This window comes from Vibrio eleionomae (assembly GCF_009874545.1).
GTDB lineage: Bacteria > Pseudomonadota > Gammaproteobacteria > Enterobacterales > Vibrionaceae > Vibrio > Vibrio nitrifigilis.
In genome coordinates this window covers 16,870-37,244 of record NZ_WEKT01000017.1, presented here as the reverse complement: position 1 = coordinate 37,244, position 20,375 = coordinate 16,870, and the positions used below count along the sequence as shown (strand labels likewise).

Annotated in this window: 19 protein-coding genes; 10 read left to right on the top strand and 9 right to left on the bottom strand. The window is 43.4% G+C overall.

Annotated elements, in window-relative coordinates:
* Nucleotides 1–46: 46 nt before the first annotated feature.
* From F9817_RS24390 to F9817_RS11160, 4 genes are all read right to left on the bottom strand, one after another.
* Nucleotides 47–406 carry a hypothetical protein gene (locus F9817_RS24390; RefSeq protein WP_345789725.1) on the bottom strand — a complete coding sequence of 120 codons (360 nt, stop codon included), beginning with the start codon at nucleotides 404–406 and terminating at the stop codon, nucleotides 47–49.
* Nucleotides 407–422: 16 nt separating this feature from the next.
* Nucleotides 423–848 (bottom strand): bifunctional diaminohydroxyphosphoribosylaminopyrimidine deaminase/5-amino-6-(5-phosphoribosylamino)uracil reductase RibD, encoded by a 426-nt coding sequence (locus tag F9817_RS11170; protein WP_161155513.1) that lies wholly within the window; start codon nucleotides 846–848, stop codon nucleotides 423–425.
* Between the two features lie 16 nt (nucleotides 849–864).
* The gene (locus F9817_RS11165; RefSeq protein ID WP_161155511.1) at nucleotides 865–1,521 is read right to left on the bottom strand and encodes an HAD family hydrolase; all 657 of its coding nucleotides are present in this window, start codon (nucleotides 1,519–1,521) and stop codon (nucleotides 865–867) included.
* A 244-nt stretch (nucleotides 1,522–1,765) separates the two neighbouring features.
* A complete protein-coding gene (locus F9817_RS11160) occupies nucleotides 1,766–2,800 on the bottom strand; it encodes an asparaginase (protein WP_161155509.1) in 1,035 nt (344 codons plus the stop codon).
* 407 nt (nucleotides 2,801–3,207) lie between these two features.
* Between F9817_RS11160 and F9817_RS11155 the strand changes: the two genes are divergently transcribed.
* Genes F9817_RS11155 through F9817_RS11135 form a run of 5 tightly spaced genes read left to right on the top strand, consistent with a single transcriptional unit; the run spans nucleotide 3,208 to nucleotide 8,194 of the window.
* Nucleotides 3,208–4,785 (top strand): ABC transporter substrate-binding protein, encoded by a 1,578-nt coding sequence (locus tag F9817_RS11155; RefSeq protein ID WP_161155507.1) that lies wholly within the window; start codon nucleotides 3,208–3,210, stop codon nucleotides 4,783–4,785.
* Between the two features lie 6 nt (nucleotides 4,786–4,791).
* The gene (locus tag F9817_RS11150; protein ID WP_161155505.1) at nucleotides 4,792–5,847 is read left to right on the top strand and encodes an ABC transporter permease; all 1,056 of its coding nucleotides are present in this window, start codon (nucleotides 4,792–4,794) and stop codon (nucleotides 5,845–5,847) included.
* Entirely contained in the window at nucleotides 5,847–6,689 is an 843-nt protein-coding gene (locus F9817_RS11145) for an ABC transporter permease (protein ID WP_161155503.1), read from the top strand. The genes F9817_RS11150 and F9817_RS11145 overlap by 1 nt, the downstream gene beginning before the upstream one ends.
* Nucleotides 6,679–7,524, top strand: a complete 846-nt coding sequence (locus tag F9817_RS11140) for an ABC transporter ATP-binding protein (protein ID WP_161155501.1) — start codon at nucleotides 6,679–6,681, stop codon at nucleotides 7,522–7,524. The genes F9817_RS11145 and F9817_RS11140 overlap by 11 nt, the downstream gene beginning before the upstream one ends.
* Complete coding sequence (locus tag F9817_RS11135) at nucleotides 7,511–8,194, top strand: ABC transporter ATP-binding protein (RefSeq protein WP_202436430.1); 684 nt, start codon at nucleotides 7,511–7,513, stop codon at nucleotides 8,192–8,194. The genes F9817_RS11140 and F9817_RS11135 overlap by 14 nt, the downstream gene beginning before the upstream one ends.
* Before the next feature lie 69 nt (nucleotides 8,195–8,263).
* Here the strand turns inward: F9817_RS11135 and F9817_RS11130 are convergent, their stop codons facing one another.
* Together F9817_RS11130 and F9817_RS11125 are read right to left on the bottom strand one after the other, a co-directional pair.
* Nucleotides 8,264–10,429, bottom strand: a complete 2,166-nt coding sequence (locus F9817_RS11130; RefSeq protein ID WP_161155499.1) for a methyl-accepting chemotaxis protein — start codon at nucleotides 10,427–10,429, stop codon at nucleotides 8,264–8,266.
* Nucleotides 10,430–10,681: 252 nt separating this feature from the next.
* Nucleotides 10,682–11,524, bottom strand: a complete 843-nt coding sequence (locus F9817_RS11125; RefSeq protein ID WP_161155497.1) for a helix-turn-helix transcriptional regulator — start codon at nucleotides 11,522–11,524, stop codon at nucleotides 10,682–10,684.
* Between the two features lie 100 nt (nucleotides 11,525–11,624).
* Between F9817_RS11125 and F9817_RS11120 the strand changes: the two genes are divergently transcribed.
* The 4 genes from F9817_RS11120 (at nucleotide 11,625) to F9817_RS23835 (ending at nucleotide 15,189) form a co-directional block, all read left to right on the top strand.
* Nucleotides 11,625–13,079 (top strand): MFS transporter, encoded by a 1,455-nt coding sequence (locus F9817_RS11120; protein ID WP_161155495.1) that lies wholly within the window; start codon nucleotides 11,625–11,627, stop codon nucleotides 13,077–13,079.
* A gap of 186 nt (nucleotides 13,080–13,265) precedes the next feature.
* Nucleotides 13,266–14,231: a transposase gene (locus tag F9817_RS11115; protein ID WP_161155493.1), complete on the top strand. Its 966-nt coding sequence runs from the start codon at nucleotides 13,266–13,268 to the stop codon at nucleotides 14,229–14,231.
* A 202-nt stretch (nucleotides 14,232–14,433) separates the two neighbouring features.
* The gene (locus F9817_RS23840) at nucleotides 14,434–14,817 is read left to right on the top strand and encodes an MBL fold metallo-hydrolase (protein WP_202436429.1); all 384 of its coding nucleotides are present in this window, start codon (nucleotides 14,434–14,436) and stop codon (nucleotides 14,815–14,817) included.
* Nucleotides 14,818–14,937: 120 nt separating this feature from the next.
* Nucleotides 14,938–15,189 (top strand): hypothetical protein, encoded by a 252-nt coding sequence (locus tag F9817_RS23835; protein WP_202436428.1) that lies wholly within the window; start codon nucleotides 14,938–14,940, stop codon nucleotides 15,187–15,189.
* A 77-nt stretch (nucleotides 15,190–15,266) separates the two neighbouring features.
* On the opposite strand, the gene F9817_RS11105 is transcribed toward F9817_RS23835, so the two are convergent.
* Nucleotides 15,267–16,973, bottom strand: coding sequence for a methyl-accepting chemotaxis protein (locus F9817_RS11105; protein WP_161155491.1), 1,707 nt, complete (start codon nucleotides 16,971–16,973; stop codon nucleotides 15,267–15,269).
* A gap of 340 nt (nucleotides 16,974–17,313) precedes the next feature.
* Here F9817_RS11105 and F9817_RS11100 point away from each other — a divergent pair, with 340 nt between their 5' ends.
* Complete coding sequence (locus F9817_RS11100) at nucleotides 17,314–18,000, top strand: DNA-3-methyladenine glycosylase I (RefSeq protein WP_161155489.1); 687 nt, start codon at nucleotides 17,314–17,316, stop codon at nucleotides 17,998–18,000.
* 146 nt (nucleotides 18,001–18,146) lie between these two features.
* On the opposite strand, the gene F9817_RS11095 is transcribed toward F9817_RS11100, so the two are convergent.
* Both F9817_RS11095 and vctC read right to left on the bottom strand, forming a co-directional pair.
* A complete protein-coding gene (locus F9817_RS11095; RefSeq protein WP_161155487.1) occupies nucleotides 18,147–19,340 on the bottom strand; it encodes an acetate/propionate family kinase in 1,194 nt (397 codons plus the stop codon).
* A 275-nt stretch (nucleotides 19,341–19,615) separates the two neighbouring features.
* Nucleotides 19,616–20,374 carry an iron chelate ABC transporter ATP-binding protein VctC gene (gene vctC, locus F9817_RS11090; RefSeq protein WP_161155485.1) on the bottom strand — a complete coding sequence of 253 codons (759 nt, stop codon included), beginning with the start codon at nucleotides 20,372–20,374 and terminating at the stop codon, nucleotides 19,616–19,618.
* Nucleotide 20,375 lies beyond the last annotated feature (1 nt).

Sequence of the window (20,375 nt, the reverse complement as noted above, 5' to 3'; positions counted from 1 at the left end):
GAAGACCTTGTATCACAATGCAATTTGGTGACGCGGTCACGCCACGTTAGTGAATCGTGATAGGCTCAATGTCCTTAAGAACGGTACGAAATATCTCACAATATTCTTGTTGATTAATATCGATGAGCTGAAAGCCGGAATAACAAGAGATGATAGACAGAATTGTCGCATGTAATTCATTGATCGGATGGTAATATTGACGAGGTTCAATCTCTCTCACTCGCGCTTGGAACTGAGCAATTTTCTGTGCCACATCTGAACAGCCTCGATGAATATACGCCAGCGCTGTAATTCCACGTCGATCGTCTTTATCCAAATCGCACAAATACGGATCAAGCTCTATTCGATTATGATGAATAGCTTGAGTAAAATTGTCCCACATGGATTGATAAATCGACTCGATCATCTCTACTCCTTTGCTATTATGACTGCCCTAAATACGGAGTAAGAAACTCTGCCACTTCATCATGGCATACGCCTAATTCAACCTTTACACCCGCTCGTTTAAGTATTTCAATCCCTTTACCATTATTACGCTCATCAGGGTCAATCATTGCGACAACCACATGCCGAATGCCCCGTTCAACTAGGGTGTTTGCACATGACGGCGTCCTGCCAACAAAAGAACAAGGCTCTAAAGTCACATAAGCAGTAACGTTTGCCAAATCCCCTCGATAGCCATTCAAGGCTTCAATTTCTGCATGATTTCCGCCCACGCTTTGCGTATGTCCTTGCGATACTAACTGGTCATCTTTGACTAACACACATCCAACCGGTGGATTGGGTCGACAATGAGGGAGAGCTTGCTGTGATAGGGTTAAGGCTTGTTTCATCCATTTTTTATGCATAGTGGTGCCCTTAACGCTACTGACGGATTAAAAGACATAACGTTTCTTGCAAACCCGCCACATCTTCAACAATTTGGTAAGGATTTTCTTTACTTAACTCTTCTTGGCTACCGTATCCATAAAGAACACCAATCGCTGGCATATCGCTTAATGACGCACCGATAAGATCATGTTTCCGATCGCCAATCATGATCGCTTCTCCGGCCGTTTTATTAAGTATTTTCAGGGTGTACTCAATAACTTCGTGCTTGCTGGTACGCGTATTATCCAAATTGCTGCCAACGATGACATCGAAGTATTTAGCAAAATCGAAATGGTCAGCGATTTTCTCAGCGAACGGCGTAGGTTTAGAGGTAGCGATAGCGAGGGTAAGTTTATGTTGTTTAAGCGCGGCTAGAAGCTCGGGGATACCAGCATAGAGTTCATTTTCTAAGATACCGGTTTGCGAAAAGTATTCGCGATAATAGGTAATGGCTTGCAGTGCTTGTTCTTCAGAGAGACCATAAAACGCCATAAAAGACTCTTTCAATGGTGGACCAATAAACGGGATAAGTTCATCAAGATCGTTAACCTCAATATCAAACCGCTTCAAAGCATACTGCACCGATTTAGTAATTCCAACTTTGGGATCCGTTAAGGTTCCATCCAAATCAAATAACACGGTATTGAACATATTTATTCCTTCCTAACGTCTGGGTCTTGAATACCTTCTCTTTGTCGTATCAAGAACAACACACACCTTGAATCTATCACCACAAGAGTGCCTGTCCCCGTTAGGGCCTTATTTATAACAGATATTGAATAACATTCATATCTAATCTCAAATTCCGCCCAAAATATCAATTACTTAATAAACAGAGGGCCAAGAATATTCTATCTTGGCCCCTGAACAAATCTAGAGTGTGTGGCTCGTTAAGTTATAGCTGTGCGAAATAGTGTCGAATTTGCGGAATTTTCTCCCCTTTCGCTAATGCTAACTCCAGAATGATTTTAGATTTCTGCGGATTATAGAACCCAGATCCAATCGCGTTTTCATGAGTTGAAACATACCCTGTCGGAACGCGACTTGCGACCACCACAGGAATACCATCTTTCATGGCCTGTTTAATCGTATCTTGAATCCAACTTGGTGTAGAGCCATCGCCCGTCCCTGCGATCACAATGCCTTTTGCTCCATCTTTAATTGCATCTTTTAGTAGTTCACCACTTTGGTCTTGATAACTGTATAGAATCACGACCTTCGGCAAAGTTGTCACATTAGTAATATCGAAATGAGGCTTATTGATCGGTTTGGTATCTGCATAATAAAAATACGGTTGACCACTGATAAAGCCGCCAATATATCCCTGTTCAGGAGCAGCAAATGTTTCTACTGCATGGGTATTGGTTTTTGTTACGTAATACGCTGGGCTAATTCGGTCATTCATCGCTACCATGGCTCCACGCCCTTTCGCAGCATCCACACTGGCTAACTTAACTGCATCATATAAGTTCATTGCACCGTCTGCGCTGATCGCAGTTGCGGGACGCATCGCGCCAACAATGACCACAGGTTTGTCAGAATTTACCGTCATATCAAGAAAAAAAGCGGTTTCTTCTAGGGTGTCGGTTCCGTGGGTAACGACCACACCGTGAGTCGAGGGTTTCGCGAGATCTTTATTGATCGCTTTAGTCATACTGAGCAATGTTTTCTGATTCACATCGGGTGAACCAACGTTAGCGATTTGCACACCACTCACATCCGCAAACTGCTTAATTTCAGGCACGGCTTGAATCAACTTATCCACCCCTAAGCTGCCCGCTTTGTAATCGGTACTGTCTATATTCGATTTAGATGCCCCAGCGATAGTGCCTCCCGTGGCATAAATGGTGACATGTGGCTGTTCTGCTGCCTGCACCCACGAACTTCCCATCAAGCACGCGATGGCCAAAACGACGGTTTTTATTTTCATTATCAACTCCCTTTTATTAATAACCCTTTGATTGCAATATATATACCGAGATTTTACACAGTAAAAACGTGACTTTGCCCCATAAACTATTTTGTGCATAATCAAACTTGTGCATTAACTTTAAATAGTGCACTGTGATTGTGCGGAGATGAACACTGCGATATTAACAACTGGCAGTGAAATCACGCTTTATAAGCGCGATCACAATACAGATCGAACACTGATTGCTCGATACGTTTTAATATTGACCAGGCTTATTACTTTCTGCTACAAGTCAGATGTAAATGTAATATGAGTTACACAATAGTGTGCTTGTTATCACAGAGTGTATCAGTTACCGTACGCTTATAACTCTATGGAATAAGTACGCCCATGGACATAAATCAAAAAATAAATAATGGAATACTATGAAAACCAGAACTTCCCTTTTAGTCACTAGCCTAATGCTTGGCCTTGGTATGACTGCACCGTCATACGCCAAAACACCTGATAACACGCTGGTTGTTGCGCAATCTCTTGATGACGTAACAAGCCTAGACCCTGCACAAGGTTTCGAGCTTTCATCCGTTCAGAGCTTTAACAACCTTTACCAACGTTTAGTGCAATCCGATCCTAATGATCCTACGCAGCTAAAACCAACGTTGGCCGCTTCATGGAAAGCCGACCAGCACAGTCTGATCTTCACTCTTAAAGATGGTGCGACTTTCGCTAGCGGTAACCCAGTGCGCCCAGAAGATGTCATCTTCAGTTTAGGCCGTGTGGTTAAACTCAACCTTGCACCTTCATTTATCCTGACTCAATTAGGTTGGGATGAGAAAAACGTCGACACTCACCTAACAAAAGTGTCTGATAACCAAGTCAAAGTGTCTTGGGATGTGAATGTGGGTCCTTCATTTGTACTGAGCCTACTTTCTGCTCCTGCTGCATCCATCGTTGACGAAAAAACCGTTGCAGCCAACGCTAAAGATGGTGACTTAGGCCACGCTTGGCTCAATGCTCACTCTGCAGGTAGCGGCCCATTCAAAATTCGTAAATACGTTCCGCATCAAATCTTGATGATGGAAGCAAATACATCGTCTCCTGCGGGCGCGCCTAAGCTTAAGTACGTACTATTGAAAAACGTACCTGATGCGGCAACACGTCAATTGCTTCTTGAGCAAGGCGATGCGGATTTGGTTCGTAACCTAGGTACGGATCAATACTTCTCGCTACAAGGTAAAAAAGGCGTTAAAACCCTCAACCTGCCTTACGCGTCTCTATACTACTTAATGTTTAATGCTGACAACAAAGCCAACCCTGACATCGGTAAACAAGCATTTTGGAAAGCGGCACGTTACGCTTTTGATTACAAAGGTATTGCAGACGATTTAATGCACGGTCAGTTTGCTGTGCAACAAAACTTCCTACCAGTTGGCTTTAATGGTGCGCTTACCGATCAGCCATTTAAATATGATCCGAAGAAAGCAGCGCAAATTCTTAAAGATGCAGGCATTAAAAACCCGCACTTTAAACTTGCGGTTTCTAACCAACCACCATATCTCGATATCGCTCAAGCGCTACAAGCAAGCTTTGCCAAAGCTGGGATTGACGTGGAGCTGATTCCTGGCGTCAGTAGCCAAATCGCAACGAATGTGAAATCGCACGATTATCAAGCGACCCTAACATCTTGGGGCCCTGATTACTTCGATCCTCACACTAACGCTTCTGCGTTTGCTTACAACCCAGAAAATGGCAGTAAAACACTGGCATGGCGTGCTAACTGGCACATCCCTGAGTTGAACAAGCTAACGCTTGCTGCTCGTGCAGAAACTGATAGTCAAAAACGTACTAAGATCTATGAAGATCTACAGCGCCGCGTTCGTGAATCATCACCATATGTTGTGGGTTTACAGAACAAAAAATTGGTTGCACTGCGTGATGACATTAAAGGTTACGTGCAAGGTATTACTCCAGAAATGGTCTTCTACAAAAACGTTTCGAAATAATTTTGTATGACACAATCTAACCCATCATCCGGCGCATTGCGCCGGTTTTGGACAAGCCGCCTTCAACCTTGGTTGAGCGGCTTTTTGTCCTTTTTACTTACCCTGTGCGGACTATTAATTTTCACCTTTATATTGTCGCGCGCAGCCCCAATTGATCCAGCGTTGCAATTAGTCGGTGATCACGCCAGTGAAGCAACATACCAACAAGCTCGCCATCAACTCGGTTTAGATAAGTCACTGCCAATGCAGTTTCTTACCTATGTTGAAAAGATGGCACACGGTGACTTGGGTGTATCACAAATCACACAACAACCGGTCGTTAACGATCTCAAACAGGCCTTCCCTGCTACGATTGAATTGGCAACCGTTGCAATGTTTTTTGGCGCACTATTTGGTATTTTGCTCGCGTCACTCGCCGTCTATAAACCCGGTAGTATTCTTGATCATGCTGCTCGTTTGATCTCATTACTGGGCTATTCTGTGCCGGTGTTTTGGCTTGGCCTTTTAGGCTTGTTATTATTCTACGCCACGTTGCATTGGTCAGCAGGCCCTGGTCGATTAGATGATATTTACACCTATACCATGGAATACAACAGTGGCTTTGTACTCTTTGATGCCTTTCGTACCGGTGATCCAGAAATTATGCTCAACGCAATTGGTCACTTATGGCTGCCTGTTGCGGTATTAGCGCTGCTGTCCATGGCCTCCATTACCCGCTTGCTGCGTGCTGTTATGTTAGAAGAGAGCAACAAAGAATATGTGACTTTAGCACTGGCGAAAGGTGCGACACGTGCGCGTATTTTGTTCTTCCATATTTTCCCCAATGTTCTCGGCACTATGATCACCATCCTAGCCCTGTCGTACACCAGTTTGCTCGAAGGGGCAGTATTGACTGAAACGGTATTCGCATGGCCAGGGTTAGGACGCTACTTAACCAGCGCCCTATTTGCTTCTGATACTGCCGCAGTATTAGGCTCAACACTGCTGATTGGTACGTGTTTTGTCACGCTCAATGCTCTTGCCGATGCACTGACCCGTTGGGTTGATCCGAGGACACGCTAATGACAGCAACAACGATGAAAACTTCTTGGTGGCCGAAATGGCTAAATACCTTCAATGTTGGGCTATTTTTGGTCGCGGTCTTAGTGCTGATTGCTCTATTTGCGCCGCTGCTCACTCATTATGATCCCAATATTCAAAACATTGCCCAGCGTTTACAAGCACCCTGTGCCGAGCATCTATTTGGTACTGACCGTTTTGGCCGTGATCTCTTTGCTCGCGTGTTATATGGCTCACGCCCAACCTTGATATTAGTTTCACTGGTCATCATCATCACGGTGCCAATTGGACTATTAATCGGTATTTGTGCGGGATATTTTGGTGGTTGGACTGAACGTGTTCTGATGCGTTTAACCGACATTGTCATGTCACTGCCAAGCTTGGTCATTGCACTTGCATTGGTTTCTATCTTAGGCCCTGGCCTGATGAACGGTGCTTTAGCGCTGGCATTTACCAGTTGGCCCTCATTTGCGCGTCAAGCCAGAACTGAAACTCTAGCCTTGCGCCGTAGCGACTATTTAGCCGCAGCGAAAATGCAAGGTATTAGCGGTTGGGCTTTGATCGTTGGTCATATTCTTCCACTGTGTTTGCCAAGTGCGATTGTTCGCGCCGCACTTAACTTAGGTGGCATTATTTTATCCGCCGCGGGTTTAGGTTTCCTCGGGATGGGCATTCAGCCTCCAGCGGCAGAATGGGGCTCAATGGTCGCTAGCGGCAGTCGCGTTATATTTGACCAATGGTGGGTAGCTGCAGTGCCAGGCGTTGCTATTTTGTTTGCAAGCCTTGCATTTAACCTACTTGGTGATGGCTTACGAGATAAAATGGACCCACGTCATGCAAAATAATCAGACATTGATTGATATCGATAACCTTAACATTTGCCTTGATAACGGCCATCCATTAGTCAAAGACTTGAGCTTTTCGATGGGCAAAGAACGTGTAGCGCTAGTTGGCGAATCAGGCTCAGGCAAATCACTGACTGCCCGAACGTTAATGGGTTTATTGACAAGTGCTTGTATTCCAAGTGCCAATAAACTTGAGCTGCTCGGGCAACCGATTTTATCTCTTTCACAAAAGCAATGGTGCCAACTGCGTGGTCAAGATGTTGCTATGGTGCTGCAAGATCCTAAATACGCGTTGAATCCAGCACGCACCATTGGTATGCAAGTAGAAGAGCCATTGAAACTGCATAGAAAAATGGGTCGTAAAGAGCGAATCGAAAAAGTCGAATACATGCTTAATGCGGTAGGGCTACCTAACCCTAGTACACTACGGCGCTGGTATCCTCATCAACTGTCAGGCGGTATGGGGCAACGCGTCATGCTCGCAATTGCGCTAATCAATAACCCCAAATTGCTTATCGCCGATGAACCGACGTCAGCACTCGACCATGCCATGCGTGATCAAGTGTTAGAGCTAATTTATTCATTGGTCGAAGAACGCGACATGGGATTATTGCTGATCAGCCATGATTTACAGCAAGTTGCCCAATACAGCGAACGAGTCTTAGTCATGTATCAAGGTCAGCTGTTGGATCAGTTACCCGCCAATGAGCTCGCTAACGCAACTCATCCATACACGAAAACACTCTGGTCGTGCCAACCGCATATTGATAAACGTGGCGCCCCATTGCCAGTATTAGATCGTCAAGCTTTGGAGGAACGTTATGGCAATTCTTGAGTTAAATAACGTCAGCGTTACTCACGTTCAAGGTCACAACCGTAATACTGTCGTACACGGTGTGGACTTATCCGTACAGCAAGGCGAATGCTTCGGGTTAGTCGGCCCTTCGGGCTGTGGTAAATCCTCATTATTGTGGGTATTAGCTGGCCTAAACCCACATTGGGAAGGCAGTATTAACATGCTGGATAGAGACCTAAAGCCCGGACAACTGTTCAAAGGCGATCTGCGCCGCGAAGTACAGATGGTATTTCAGGATCCTTATGCATCACTGCACCCTAAGCATCGTCTGCGTCGCACCTTATCTGAGCCCCTTAAGAAATTGAAAGTTCAAGATATTGATGATCGTATCGAGCAAGGATTCAAGCAAGTTGGCCTAACCAGCGACATGATTGACCGCTACCCCCACCAGCTCTCTGGTGGTCAGCGCCAACGTGTTGCCATTGTTCGTGCCTTGCTACTTGAACCTAAATTATTGCTGTTGGATGAACCGACATCTGCATTGGATATGTCAGTGCAGGCAGAAATCTTAAACTTGTTGAACGACCTCAAAGACCAACACCAGCTAACCATGGTGTTAGTGAGCCACGATCCCAACACCATTGATTACATGTGTGATTCTGCGGTGATGATGAAAGCTGGTCGAATTGATCAACATCGTCGCTATTAAGCGATTATGGTTTTTTATAAAACGAAAGCAGCGCCAATTTGGCGCTGCTTTTTCTTTCTCACAATGAGATTAACTCGCTTTTGAAATATCAAACCTTCCGGTGAGCTGATCTAATCGTGCTAATGCATTATGCATTAACGTAGTTCGGCGAGATAACTGCAGTGATGCTTCTTGCAGTTGCAATACTGTGTGCTGTGCCTCATCAGCGGTTTGACGGTGCTCTTCCGTATTACGAGCAATCTCTTGAATGAGTCCAAATAGCCCACTCACTGATTGTTGTAACGCATCGCCTTGTTTATTCTCATCGATCACTGTTGTATTGGTTTCAACGTTCGTAATCCCCTGATGCATCGCTTCTACAGCTTGTGCAGATTGTTCACTAAGAACTTCCATCAAGTTACCGATATTGGTTGCAGCATCATTGGTTTTACTGGCTAAATTACGCACTTCATCGGCCACAACAGCAAAACCTCGACCATGTTCCCCAGCCCGAGCCGCCTCAATCGCAGCGTTCAGTGCTAACAAATTCGTTTGTGCAGTAATTTCACTGATTAGCTCAACAATACCGCCAATTTTCTCCATTTCGCTGTTTACTTCTTCCACTTTTTGCGCCGATATTTGTACGATATCTTTAATGGCCTGTGCACTTTCACTTGCTTGTTTGAAATCTTGTTCAGCCGATTCAACCGTCGCACGCATTAACTCATTCATTTCAGTCGCAGTATCATTAGCATGCACGATTTCTTCACTCTGTTGACCAACTAACTTAAGCATGTCAGTAATTGAAGTGGCGGTAACATCACTGCTCTCTAATAGTTGCTGACTACGACGAAACATTGATTGGGAAACCTTGTTGACCTCCTTACTAGAAGTGACAAGGTCACTAATTACATTTTCCAAACTATCAATGAAACTGTTGGTCCAACGAGCCAAATCGCCCGTTTCATCTTCACGAATATGTTTAACGTCTAAGCGCTGTTTAAGATTGCCATCACCTTCTGCCAGCATTTGCATCACACCGGACATATTTTGTAACTGGTTTGCCATCACCCCCGCGGTAGAGAGATAAAACCAAATAATCGTAGGCAGAGCGACAACCACATCAAGTGCAATCAGCTGCCATTCAGCCATTGGCCAAATATAATTAATGAGATTGGGGAAAAACATCGCCAAGACAATCGACAACGAAAATTTCTGGGTTAGTGTCTGCGCTAAAGAGCGGTGTCGATACACTTCTTCTAAATCTGACTCACACATCATGCCCCAACGATCAAGCGATCCAGGCATGGTAAACGTGACACCTTTCCCTATGACGGGAATATGTCGGTAGTCAGAGTATCCCGGATATTCGACGTACAAATTACTGCCATTTTTGATGGTTTCACGCACACCAGGGTGAAGCTGGCCGGTAGCGGGATCATTAAACACAATTTCAAACTCAGTATGCTGCGCGACTTTCACTGTCCCCCACTGAGTATGAACGCCCTCTTTGAGGTTTTCACCATGGGAAAAACGATTGTCTTCAAAACGGGAACGGGACAACGCAACACCTGGCTTTATTTGAGGATTAAATACAGAGTCGACCATAAACAGATAGTTATCGCCCGATTCACTGTAAATATGCCCCGCTTCGCGTTGAATAAGATCGCCTAAAACATCATTAGGTACACGTGCACAAAGGCAGTAGCAAGCACCGGAATTAGAGTGCCTGTCCTCGTTAGAAGAGTGTCTGTCCCCATTCGTCATGGATAAAGGTTGGTAGAACATTAAGGTGACTTCGTCGTGAAACGTTGAGCTCGATGGCCCCGCATCTAACGTCCAGGGATCACAGTAAGGACCATGCAAAAAGGGGTTGGTTAGCCCACGCTGTAACGCCGTTTTTTCTTTAAGGTGTAAACCCTGATGTTGCGTGTGAGTTGAACTTAGCACCAATCCCGATTTATCAACAATCATCAGCTCTGAAAGGTCTGGTGATCGGGCAAGCAGTTGGCTTAATGCTTGATGGAATTCTGACTCATGTTTTGAGTCAAGATAAAGAGACGCATCCTCCAAAAATGACCACAAATTCTGTGCCCAGTCAGTGAGTAGTCTTACGCGAGTTTCGGCAATACTTTCAAACGTTTTTTCGATAACGGGGATCCGATGGTGGTTAAACAAGCACGCTTTGTACATAGCGAATTTCCCTGTTGCGCCCCACCAACGTAGCCAGTGTTGTTCCTGTTTAGATAATTGCATGATTTTCTTCCCTGCTTATTGTTATAACCAGAGAAATGCAATTCGTATTCCATAAATGGGACACATTTCAACTTGTTTAATATAGTACGTGATCGAACGATATTTAAGCCACAAATTGCACTAAAACAGCGCCAAAACTGCACTAAAAGCGCACTTTATCGCTAATGCCTTGAAATATTTATTAACAATTTTCACTATTATGGCACCAAATATTCTTGTTGGTGCAACTATTGCACTATTTTAATGCAATCATTATAAAGATAGACGCTGCTTATCGCTGTCGTTTACCGGAGTAAACACGACCAATTGCCCAACGATATCTTCAGAGCAATGGGACCAGTACTGTTTACGAAATACCATGTCGCCGAGTAACTTGTGATGGTACTCCTTCTCTAACATATCTTTTGCCTTGATCTTGTGGTTTGACCATATTTCCTGAAATTTTGGACAATCTGCCATTAAAGAATCTAAACGTTGCTGCCATTCTTGGTCACAGATTCGGTTCACCATCGCAGCACGAATCCGCGCCGCTGAATTTTGCATACAATCTTGCAAAGAATCGGCACAATCGGCTTTTAGCCAACTCTGCCAAATCGGATTGTGAGACATTAGCCTTACCGTGTTTCGCTCTGATTGAGGAATTGCGTCGAACGTGATTCCAACCATTTGTTCAAACGCTCGATTAACCCAAAGGATATCGCGGAAGTCATTCGTCATCATGGCGGGTAGAGGCGAAAGTGCATTGATCATCTCCTTCACCTCATCAGACAACCCTTTTCTTTCCGTGGTATACGATGGCACCTCTGTGTGGCCCGACAGTTGCAACAAATACCGGGTTTCACTATCATCGCACAGCAATGACTTCGCTATATTTAATATGACTTGACGAGACACTCTCTCTGCCTTGCCTCGTTCAAGCTTTGAATACCAAACAGTGCTAATATCGGCCAGTTCCGCCACATCTTCACGTCTTAACCCAGGAGTCCTTGAGCGAGAGGGCTTAACTAAGCCTAGCGTTTCAGGAGCAATGCTGTTACGTTTTAAGCGTAGGAACTCTCCGAGACGTTCTTTGCGGGTCAAAAGTTGGGTCGTCATAACGTTATCCTGATACTCCTAGTACGAGTCTAAACAGTTTCTAGTACACCTTTAATATAAAACCGATAATAGCATCTTCAGATTAATTCCGGTGTTTTAAATGAAAACAACTTCATCAAATGCAAAAGATCTTTCAGCCGCTGGGCTGATTCTTTTAGTGGCAGGACAATTGATGCCACAAATGGATTTCTCAATCGTCAACGTTGCCTTAGATGCAATTAGCGTATCGCTTCACGCAAATAAAACTCAGCTAGGGCTGATCGTTTCTCTTTATGGACTCGCTTTCGCTATCAGCCTTGCTATGAGTGGCCGCTTGGGCGATCGATATGGACGTAAAAAATTGTTTATGTATGGCATCGCCAGTTTCGCGATTGCTTCGTTTATCTGTGGCTTAGCGCCTTCAATTTATTTACTGATAGCCGCAAGGATTTTGCAAGGCATCGCAGCAGCAATGCTAATGCCACAAATTTTGGCTACCATTCATGTTACTTTGCATGGTGAGCGTCACTCTAAAGCCATCGGTATTTACGGTTCAGTTGGTGGACTTTCATTTATTATTGGTCAAATTTTAGGTGGCTGGCTGGTGTCTGCTGATCTATTTGGTCTGGGTTGGCGCAGCGTTTTCTACATTAACCTACCTATATGCGCTGTCATTTTGTATTTTGGAAATAAATGGATCCCAGAAACAAAAGAGCAATCCAGCCTATCCCTCGACTGGTTTGGGACAACTTTGTTAGCCGTTATCGTCACGCTGATCTTAACATCTATCTCTGCCGGGCCTGATATGGGATGGAATGTTTTAATCTGGGCCATGCTACTGATTACGCTACCCTTGATGCGTTGGTTATGGAAAGTGGAAGACCTTAAAGAGCAACAAGGACGTACACCATTAATGCCACCATCGTTACTAAAACGGCCTCTAGTGATACTCGGCTGTACTAGCTTGGTGCTCCAAGTCGCGTCTTATGGCGGTTATATGTTTGTGGTAGCGTTGACACTTCAATCTGGCTTTCACATGTCTTCATTTAATTCGGGAAATGCGTTTATCGGCTTGGGGATCTCTTACTTTGTAGGCTCTCTTTACGCTGGCAAATTGGCCAAATTCTTTACCCGATTTAACTTTACCGGTGTGATCTTAATCGGTTCAGCGATTAACCTAGTTGGATATTGGTGGTTGTATGAGATTATTTCAGCTCATAGCAATAACTTAACCCCCTGGACGTTACTTCCTCCCATGCTAATTATTGGGGTTGGTAATGCGTTTGCCGTTAACAGCTCACTGCGCATCGGTTTATCCGATATTCCTGCGCAATTTGCCGGTGTCGGAAGTGCGTTTATGACCACCTTACAACAAACTGCTATTGCTTTAGGCACCGCAATTTGTGCAGCATTCTATATTCAAAATCTCAGTCAAGCCGATGTACTGCATTTAGGTGGATTAAAAGCTGGGTTATGGACTATCGCGTGTTTTATCTCAGTACTCTTCATCATTCATGCAATTAGAGCATGCAAAATTTTTCAACAACCTAAAACAACGCAATCCACTACACACTAGAACGCTTCACCCAGTATTCGGACCCATTGTCTCAATACTGGGTGTTCCACTCTCCGTCCAGGGCATTTCAATTACAGGGACAGGCACCGTTAATTTTGAATTGAATCGCAGCAATGCATCCAATTACTCGTTATTTTCCACAAATCCCTTTAACATGATGGCACTTCCCTCTCCTGAGAGCGCACTATGACTATCGCCAGACGACAGCAAGTGGATTTATCAATAACACCTTATTATCACTGTGTATCTCGCTGTGTTAGACGCTCTTTTCTCTGTGGCATTGATGCGGTTTCGGGTCGTTCTTACGAGCATCGACGCCAATGGTTAGAATCTCGTATTTTGAAACTGGCGCAAATCTATTGTATTGATATTTGCGCCTATGCCGTAATGAGTAATCACTACCATTTAGTTGTGCACATTAATCGCGATAAGGCATTGAATTTAAGTGAGGAGGAGGTCATTCAGCGCTGGTCAATCCAGCATTCACTCGATGAAATTATGATACGTTATAGAGACCAAAACATTGAAGATCCGCAAATCAAAGAAAGTTGTCAAAAGCAAATTCATGTCTGGCGCGAAAGGCTATATTCTTTAAGCTGGATGATGCGAGAGCTCAATATGGCTATCGCACTTCAAGCGAACAAAGAAGATCAATGCACTGGACATTTTTGGGAAGGTCGCTATAAATCTCAAGCTTTGTTGGATGAGCAGGCACTGCTTGCTGCAATGACCTACGTAGATCTGAACCCCATTCGGGCTAACATCGCACAAACTCCAGAAACCTCCGATCATACATCGATTAAAAAGCGCATTAATTCCTTTAGTTTGAATGCCAAAACACCTATTGGCCTTGCCCCATTTCGTCGTCATACCAATTCATCACAGCATGGTTATTATCTACCTTTTAACTTCACTGATTATCTTGAATGGATAGACTGGTATGGAAGGCACAACCATCATTTAACCGCTCGCGGTGAAATAGACATCAAACAGCCACCTATTTTGGCTCGATTGTCGATTGCTATACCTGACTTTATCACGACATGCGCCAACCTCGAACAGCGCGGCCGATTATGGGTAGGTTCCAGACAAACGATAGAAAAGACCAAACACCTTATCCCCCGGCAACGTTTACAAACCGTCAATTTTTGATTATCCCCCTTTTATCATCCAAGTCGTTTTCTTACCTGTCTCCATTAGTTATCTAAATTGAATAATTAGTTACTCGAGCCACTACAGCAAAGTTGTGTCGCCTGCCTTATATGCATAGAGATGGTAAATTTAGGTGGAATAACCATGTCTGTCCCCGTTATGATTGGGTTTTAAAGTGCCTGTCCCTGTAAAGGAGAGTTGAATGATTATTGATGTGTTGGGATGCGGAAGTGCATTTGCTAAAGAATCGAATACCTCGGCAATTTTAGTGAAAGACCTAAATACGACTTGGCTTATTGATTGTGGCCCAACCATTCCTCGTGCAATCTGGCAACGAGATATGAATATCAATGACATCGATGTTATTTATTTTACCCATATCCATCCCGATCATTGTGCTGGGTTGCCAGCTTTGCTAGGCAACTGGAAAGCATTTAAACGCACTAAGCCGCTCACGATATTTTGTCAATCCAAACAGCAGCAAGCACTTGAATCCTTGGTAAAACTAGCAAGTTGGCCCGACAGCAATCTACCATTTACTCTGCACTGGCAGACAATAGAAGACCAATTTATATGGAACGAGTAGAATATAAAAACAGCCTTCACTCAACATGAAGTCTCGAATCGAGCATTAAGGATTGATAACGGGATTAATTCCCTCTTTTATAGTGGTGATGGTCGTCCAACGAAAGAAAGTCAGTTGCTGATGAAAAATGTAGATATTGCATTCCAAGAGTGCGCTTGTTTTGATGCGCTGCCAGAAGGCGATTCTCATGGTGATCTTCCACAATGTGTTCGTTTATGTGAACAATTAAAGGTGCCTGTCCTCGTTGTTTACCACTGTTGGGATGAACATTTGGATGCGATTCGTCGCGAAGTTTCTCAACATCGCCATTTAGCAGTGAGTAGAGATGGTTGGACGATCAATTTGTCACAGCCATTATTACCGCAACTGTGAGATCAAATAAGGATCGATTTACAATGTAAAACGATCCTTCATGAAATTAATTTTAAATACTTAACTTTTTGTTTTAATTAATAAACCAATTCTTTTTTTACTTTAAATTTGGCCACTAATTCTTTCAATGAATTGGCTTGAACCGATAAATCCTCACTGGCTTGAGCGGTTTCTTGTGTACTCAGCAACACATTACCGCCCGATTCACGAATACCTTCTAAATTCATACTGATTTCGTTAGACGTAACCGATTGCTCTTCACTGGCAGCGGCCACTTGTAAATTCGCCTCAGACAACTCTGCAATCGCAGAGGCAATCACAATAAATTCTGCTTTCGTCTCTTCAATCTTCGTCGACGTTTGCATTATCACATCATCGCTACCAGCAATAATCGCTGCCGCATTTTGGGTATTTCCAACCAATTTATTGACCAGATCTGAAATTTCTTGTGTCGCTTTTTGGCTTCTGGATGCTAAGTTGCGTACTTCATCAGCCACCACAGCAAAACCACGGCCTTGTTCTCCCGCGCGAGCAGCTTCGATTGATGCGTTTAATGCCAATAAATTGGTTTGCTCAGAGATTCCATCGACTTCCTGAATAAAATTCTGAATTTTTTCGGTACTACCTTGCAAGACGCCAATAATGTCTTGGCACAACCGGCCTTGTTCAATCAATTTGTTAGAGAGTGCCTGCGTCGTTTCTGCGGTTTCACAGCCATGTTGAGCACTGCTGTTGACTCTATCCGTCGATGCAGCTGCCCCCTCTGCATTGCTCGCAACTTCGGTGATGGTCGTTGACATTTGTGTCATCGCCGCAGCTACCATCTCAGTATTTTGCTGTTGCTGACTCATTGCCTGACGATTTATTTCTGCTACTTCGGCCAACTCCACCACCGTTGCTGCGATATTATCAGCACGACTGACGACTTCACTCACTATACGGCTTAAGGCATGACATACATGATTCATACTAGTAAGCAGTTGCCCCACTTCATCCTTGCTATCAACCGTTATATGCTGGTCAAAATTGCCTTTTGCCATCTCTTCAGCGACTTCTTTTGCGCTTGTAACACCTTTAACAATGGCACGGCTCACGATAATCCCTACCAATAGCCCAAAAATAGCTGAGCAACTAGAAATGATAACCATATTGGTTAACGCTTCATGCTCTTCATTTTCAGTCACGATCACAGCGGCTTCTGTCGCGCTTTCTAAACGCAGTAAAAACTGTTCCAATTCATGATCGAGCAGGTCTTGTTTGGTTTCTAAATTTGCAGCGCTATCAGCTAACTCGCCATGTTTTTCACCGTCACTCAAGATATCAAGCATGGCAAACATCGAAATCTCATACTCTTTATGATGTTTGATGATCACATCGAGTTCTTTGTCTAACTGAATTAGCCTATCGCGAATATTTTGTGTGAAAGCATGGGAGATGGACTGCTCTAACAGCTGTTTGGCAACCATCACTTTTTCATCGAAATAGAGCGCATTTTGTTTTATTTGTTGGCTATATTTCTTCATCTGAGACGTGGTGTCTTGTGATTTAATATCACTGATTCTAAGGATCTTCTCAAGCATAATAGCTCCCTGAAGCTGTTTGACCGTGATATCACTAGCCAACTTCACTAAAGGGATATTTTCTTTCGCTATGGCATCAATTTCTGTGGCGACACGGCTCATTTTATAAATGGCATAAGCAGATGTAGCAGCGACCAAGGCCAACAATATTATCACTAACCCAAGAAGCTTCTTGGTGATAGACAAATTTCTATACCACTGCATGTATCAATCCTTAGAATAGCCGTTAATTTCTGAGCTAATCATAGGCAAATTGCATATAAATCCCCTACCTCTAATGGATATATCTGCCGTTCGTTCATTCATTTATCTACTCTGAGTAACATTTCTTTGCCATCAGCAATAGTGAATTGCATAAAAACATTATTCGACGCACATCTCTTTTTTCAGTGATAAAAGAAAATTTTCTTCAATCGCGAGATTTGCCGCTTAAGGCATGCGTCATTCCTGACGGTAAGTGATTGAAGACGAATAGATAACGGCAACGCTACAGCATCAAATTTGATAAGATAACGATCTGTCCATCGCATTAAGACGTTAATCTATGACTATTGAAAAATTTGATTCTATCTATCAACGTGCCTGCGAACGTAAAGGTAGCCAAAGCGCATTAGAATCCTTATTACGTCACCCACTGACTAAAGAACAAATTGCTCAAATTCCTGATGACCGCTGGTTAGCCGCTTTTACTATGAAAGTATTTCAAAGTGGTATCCAATGGAAAGTTGTTGCCGATAAGTGGCCCAATTTTGAGCAACTGTTTTTCCAGTTCCGTTTAGAGCCTCTGCTAATGCAACCCGATGAAGCTTGGGAAGAAAAAGCACAAAATCCAGGTATTATTCGCTACTTGCCTAAAGTCATGACCATCCCAGCGAATGCTCAGATGATTTTTGACATTCGTTTGGATCACGGATCATTTGGGAAATGGGTTGCCCAGTTTCCACAAGAGCGCATTGTCGACCTTTGGTTACATCTGAAAAAGCACGGTAAGCGCCTCGGTGGTAATACTGGGCCGTATGCATTACGGCAATTAGGAGTAGACACATTTCTACTGACCCACGATATAGAAGCCTATCTGAGAGCCACAAAGGTCATTGATGGTGGTAAAGACACCAAACGCACTCTGTACGCCACTAACGATGCCTTTAACCAATGGCATGAAGAATCTGGCCGTAGCTTTACCGAAATCAGCCAAATCATTGCTTATTCAACCGGTGATAACCGTGTTTAAGCTCATTAAACATGCACTGTTTGATGTTTTCATCAAATGAACGACGAAAAAAAAGCCCAAATCACTGAGGATTTGGGCTGAGAGGAAAATCCCTTTCTCAATCGGGGTAGAGGAAGGGATTAAGTTTTACTGCCGTTGTGGAGCAATTACAGTAAATTTACACAATCTTGAGCAATGACTAACTCTTCGTTAGTTGGAATCACTAATGCAATCGCACCAAGCATTTCAGACGCAGCAATTTGACCTGAAGCACCAAAGCGAGCATCTTCATTACCTTTTTGATCTTCAACAAAGCCAAATACTTTTAAGTATTCAAGAACAGCGTGACGTACAGGTAATGAGTTTTCACCGATACCACCAGTGAAGACAATCGCGTCTAAATCACCAATTGAAACTAGGTAAGAACCAATGTATTTCGCTACACGGTATGTAAATACGTCAAAAGCAAGTTGCGCTGCTTCGTCACCTGCTTCACACGCTTCTAAAATGCCGCGCATGTCGCTTGTTGTACCAGAAATACCTAACAAGCCAGATTTTTTATTTAACGTGGTAAAGACTTTTTCTTGATCCCAACCTTTACGCATTAAGAATTCAATAACACTTGGGTCTAAATCACCACAGCGAGTACCCATAGCAAGGCCAGCAAGCGGAGTTAAGCCCATGCTGGTATCAACACTTTCACCGTTTTTAACCGCAGTGATGGATGCACCATTACCTAAGTGAACAGTAATGATATTGCACTCTGTCGCTGGTTTATCTAACACTTTTGCCGCTTCACGACTTACAAAATAGTGGCTAGTACCATGTGCGCCGTAACGACGAACTTTGTATTCGTCATACACTTCGTGAGGAACTGCATACATGTATGCTTTCGCAGGCATTGTTTGGTGGAAAGCTGTATCGAAAATAGCGAACTGAGGGAGTGATGGGAACACTTCCATTGCTGCGCGAATACCCGCTGCATTGGCTTTGTTATGAAGAGGAGCAAGCTCAGCAAGACGCTCAATTTCTGCTACCACTTCTTCATCAACACGAACAGTGCCTTTAAACGCTTCGCCACCAGCAACAACACGGTGACCAACAGCAACGAACTGTTCACTCAAACCAATAGAATCTAGCAATTTAACAATACGTTCAAACGCATACTGATGATGATCGCCACCAGCTGGGATCTCTTCTTTTGTTTTCTCGCCTTGGTATTTCCAGCTAATGTTTGCTTCTGGCAAACCGAAGCATTCACCGAGGCCACTAACGACTGCATCACCGCTTTCTGGATCAATGACAGCAAATTTTAGCGAAGAGCTACCAGAGTTGATGACCAACACGTAAGAATTCGACATGGTGCTATATCCTGTATCTGAGTATGGTTTTGAAGCTAAGCGCTTCTCCGTTTTGTAGTCCCCATTATTCAATAATTTTTGAATCTTTCAACTTTGTTTTAATTTTTTCTGCAATTCATTTGTTTTTTTCTTGATCTCTGACAAGAAATGAATTTTTTCTCGGCCCAAATTTAAACATTCATTAATCAACCACACACATAAAAAATTCACCACGATGGTTAAATCGTGGTGAATTATTGTGTGAGTAAATAATTAAATTTAATGGGATTCATTCATCATGTGTAATATAAACACATCCTTTTACCATCCTGCTCAATGACTTTAAATGGCGTTTCATAAATATCGCTTAACACCGATTCTTGAATCACCTCATTGACCGCACCATTTGCCACCACTTTTCCGCGCTTTAATGCGATAATCGAATCGGAATAACAAGAAGCAAAATTAATATCGTGAATAACAATAACCACAGATTTATTCCACTCATGTGCAAGTTTTCGAATTGTCGCCATGATCTTCAAAGAGTGTTTAATATCTAAATTATTAAGTGGCTCATCTAAAAAAATATAATCGGTATCTTGGGCCATTACCATCGCAATAAAAGCCATTTGTCGTTGACCACCGCTCAATTCATCTAAGTATTTATGTTCAATATCTTTGATGCCTAAATATTCGATAGACTGGTCGATGACTTTTTCATCTTCTGCCGTCAGTTTACCTTGTGAATGAGGGAAACGGCCAAAAGAGACTAATTCGCGGATAGTAAAACGCATGGTAATCGTATTTGCCTGACGCAAAACAGAGAGACGCTTAGCGAGTTCTTTCGTATCCCAATCAACTAATGGCTTACTATCAATCCATACATCACCTTCATCGCGAGCAATTAAGCGACTCGCCATGGACAACAATGTACTTTTACCAGCCCCATTGGGGCCAATAATCGACGTCACTTTGCCCTTTTCAAACTCAGCACTCGCCTTATCAACAACAGTATGTTGGCCAAATAATTTTGTGAGTTTCTGTAATTGAATCATG

Coding starts and splice junctions, on each gene's coding strand:
- F9817_RS11140 (WP_161155501.1), top strand. CDS start 6,679: ATGCAAAATAATCAGACATTGATTGATATCGATAACCTTAACATTTGC.
- vctC (WP_161155485.1), bottom strand. CDS start 20,374: ATGATTCAATTACAGAAACTCACAAAATTATTTGGCCAACATACTGTT.
- F9817_RS11150 (WP_161155505.1), top strand. CDS start 4,792: ATGACACAATCTAACCCATCATCCGGCGCATTGCGCCGGTTTTGGACA.
- F9817_RS23840 (WP_202436429.1), top strand. CDS start 14,434: ATGATTATTGATGTGTTGGGATGCGGAAGTGCATTTGCTAAAGAATCG.
- F9817_RS11135 (WP_202436430.1), top strand. CDS start 7,511: ATGGCAATTCTTGAGTTAAATAACGTCAGCGTTACTCACGTTCAAGGT.
- F9817_RS11115 (WP_161155493.1), top strand. CDS start 13,266: ATGACTATCGCCAGACGACAGCAAGTGGATTTATCAATAACACCTTAT.
- F9817_RS11125 (WP_161155497.1), bottom strand. CDS start 11,524: ATGACGACCCAACTTTTGACCCGCAAAGAACGTCTCGGAGAGTTCCTA.
- F9817_RS11120 (WP_161155495.1), top strand. CDS start 11,625: ATGAAAACAACTTCATCAAATGCAAAAGATCTTTCAGCCGCTGGGCTG.
- F9817_RS11170 (WP_161155513.1), bottom strand. CDS start 848: ATGCATAAAAAATGGATGAAACAAGCCTTAACCCTATCACAGCAAGCT.
- F9817_RS11165 (WP_161155511.1), bottom strand. CDS start 1,521: ATGTTCAATACCGTGTTATTTGATTTGGATGGAACCTTAACGGATCCC.
- F9817_RS11160 (WP_161155509.1), bottom strand. CDS start 2,800: ATGAAAATAAAAACCGTCGTTTTGGCCATCGCGTGCTTGATGGGAAGT.
- F9817_RS24390 (WP_345789725.1), bottom strand. CDS start 406: ATGATCGAGTCGATTTATCAATCCATGTGGGACAATTTTACTCAAGCT.
- F9817_RS11095 (WP_161155487.1), bottom strand. CDS start 19,340: ATGTCGAATTCTTACGTGTTGGTCATCAACTCTGGTAGCTCTTCGCTA.
- F9817_RS23835 (WP_202436428.1), top strand. CDS start 14,938: ATGAAAAATGTAGATATTGCATTCCAAGAGTGCGCTTGTTTTGATGCG.
- F9817_RS11145 (WP_161155503.1), top strand. CDS start 5,847: ATGACAGCAACAACGATGAAAACTTCTTGGTGGCCGAAATGGCTAAAT.
- F9817_RS11155 (WP_161155507.1), top strand. CDS start 3,208: ATGAAAACCAGAACTTCCCTTTTAGTCACTAGCCTAATGCTTGGCCTT.
- F9817_RS11100 (WP_161155489.1), top strand. CDS start 17,314: ATGACTATTGAAAAATTTGATTCTATCTATCAACGTGCCTGCGAACGT.
- F9817_RS11105 (WP_161155491.1), bottom strand. CDS start 16,973: ATGCAGTGGTATAGAAATTTGTCTATCACCAAGAAGCTTCTTGGGTTA.
- F9817_RS11130 (WP_161155499.1), bottom strand. CDS start 10,429: ATGCAATTATCTAAACAGGAACAACACTGGCTACGTTGGTGGGGCGCA.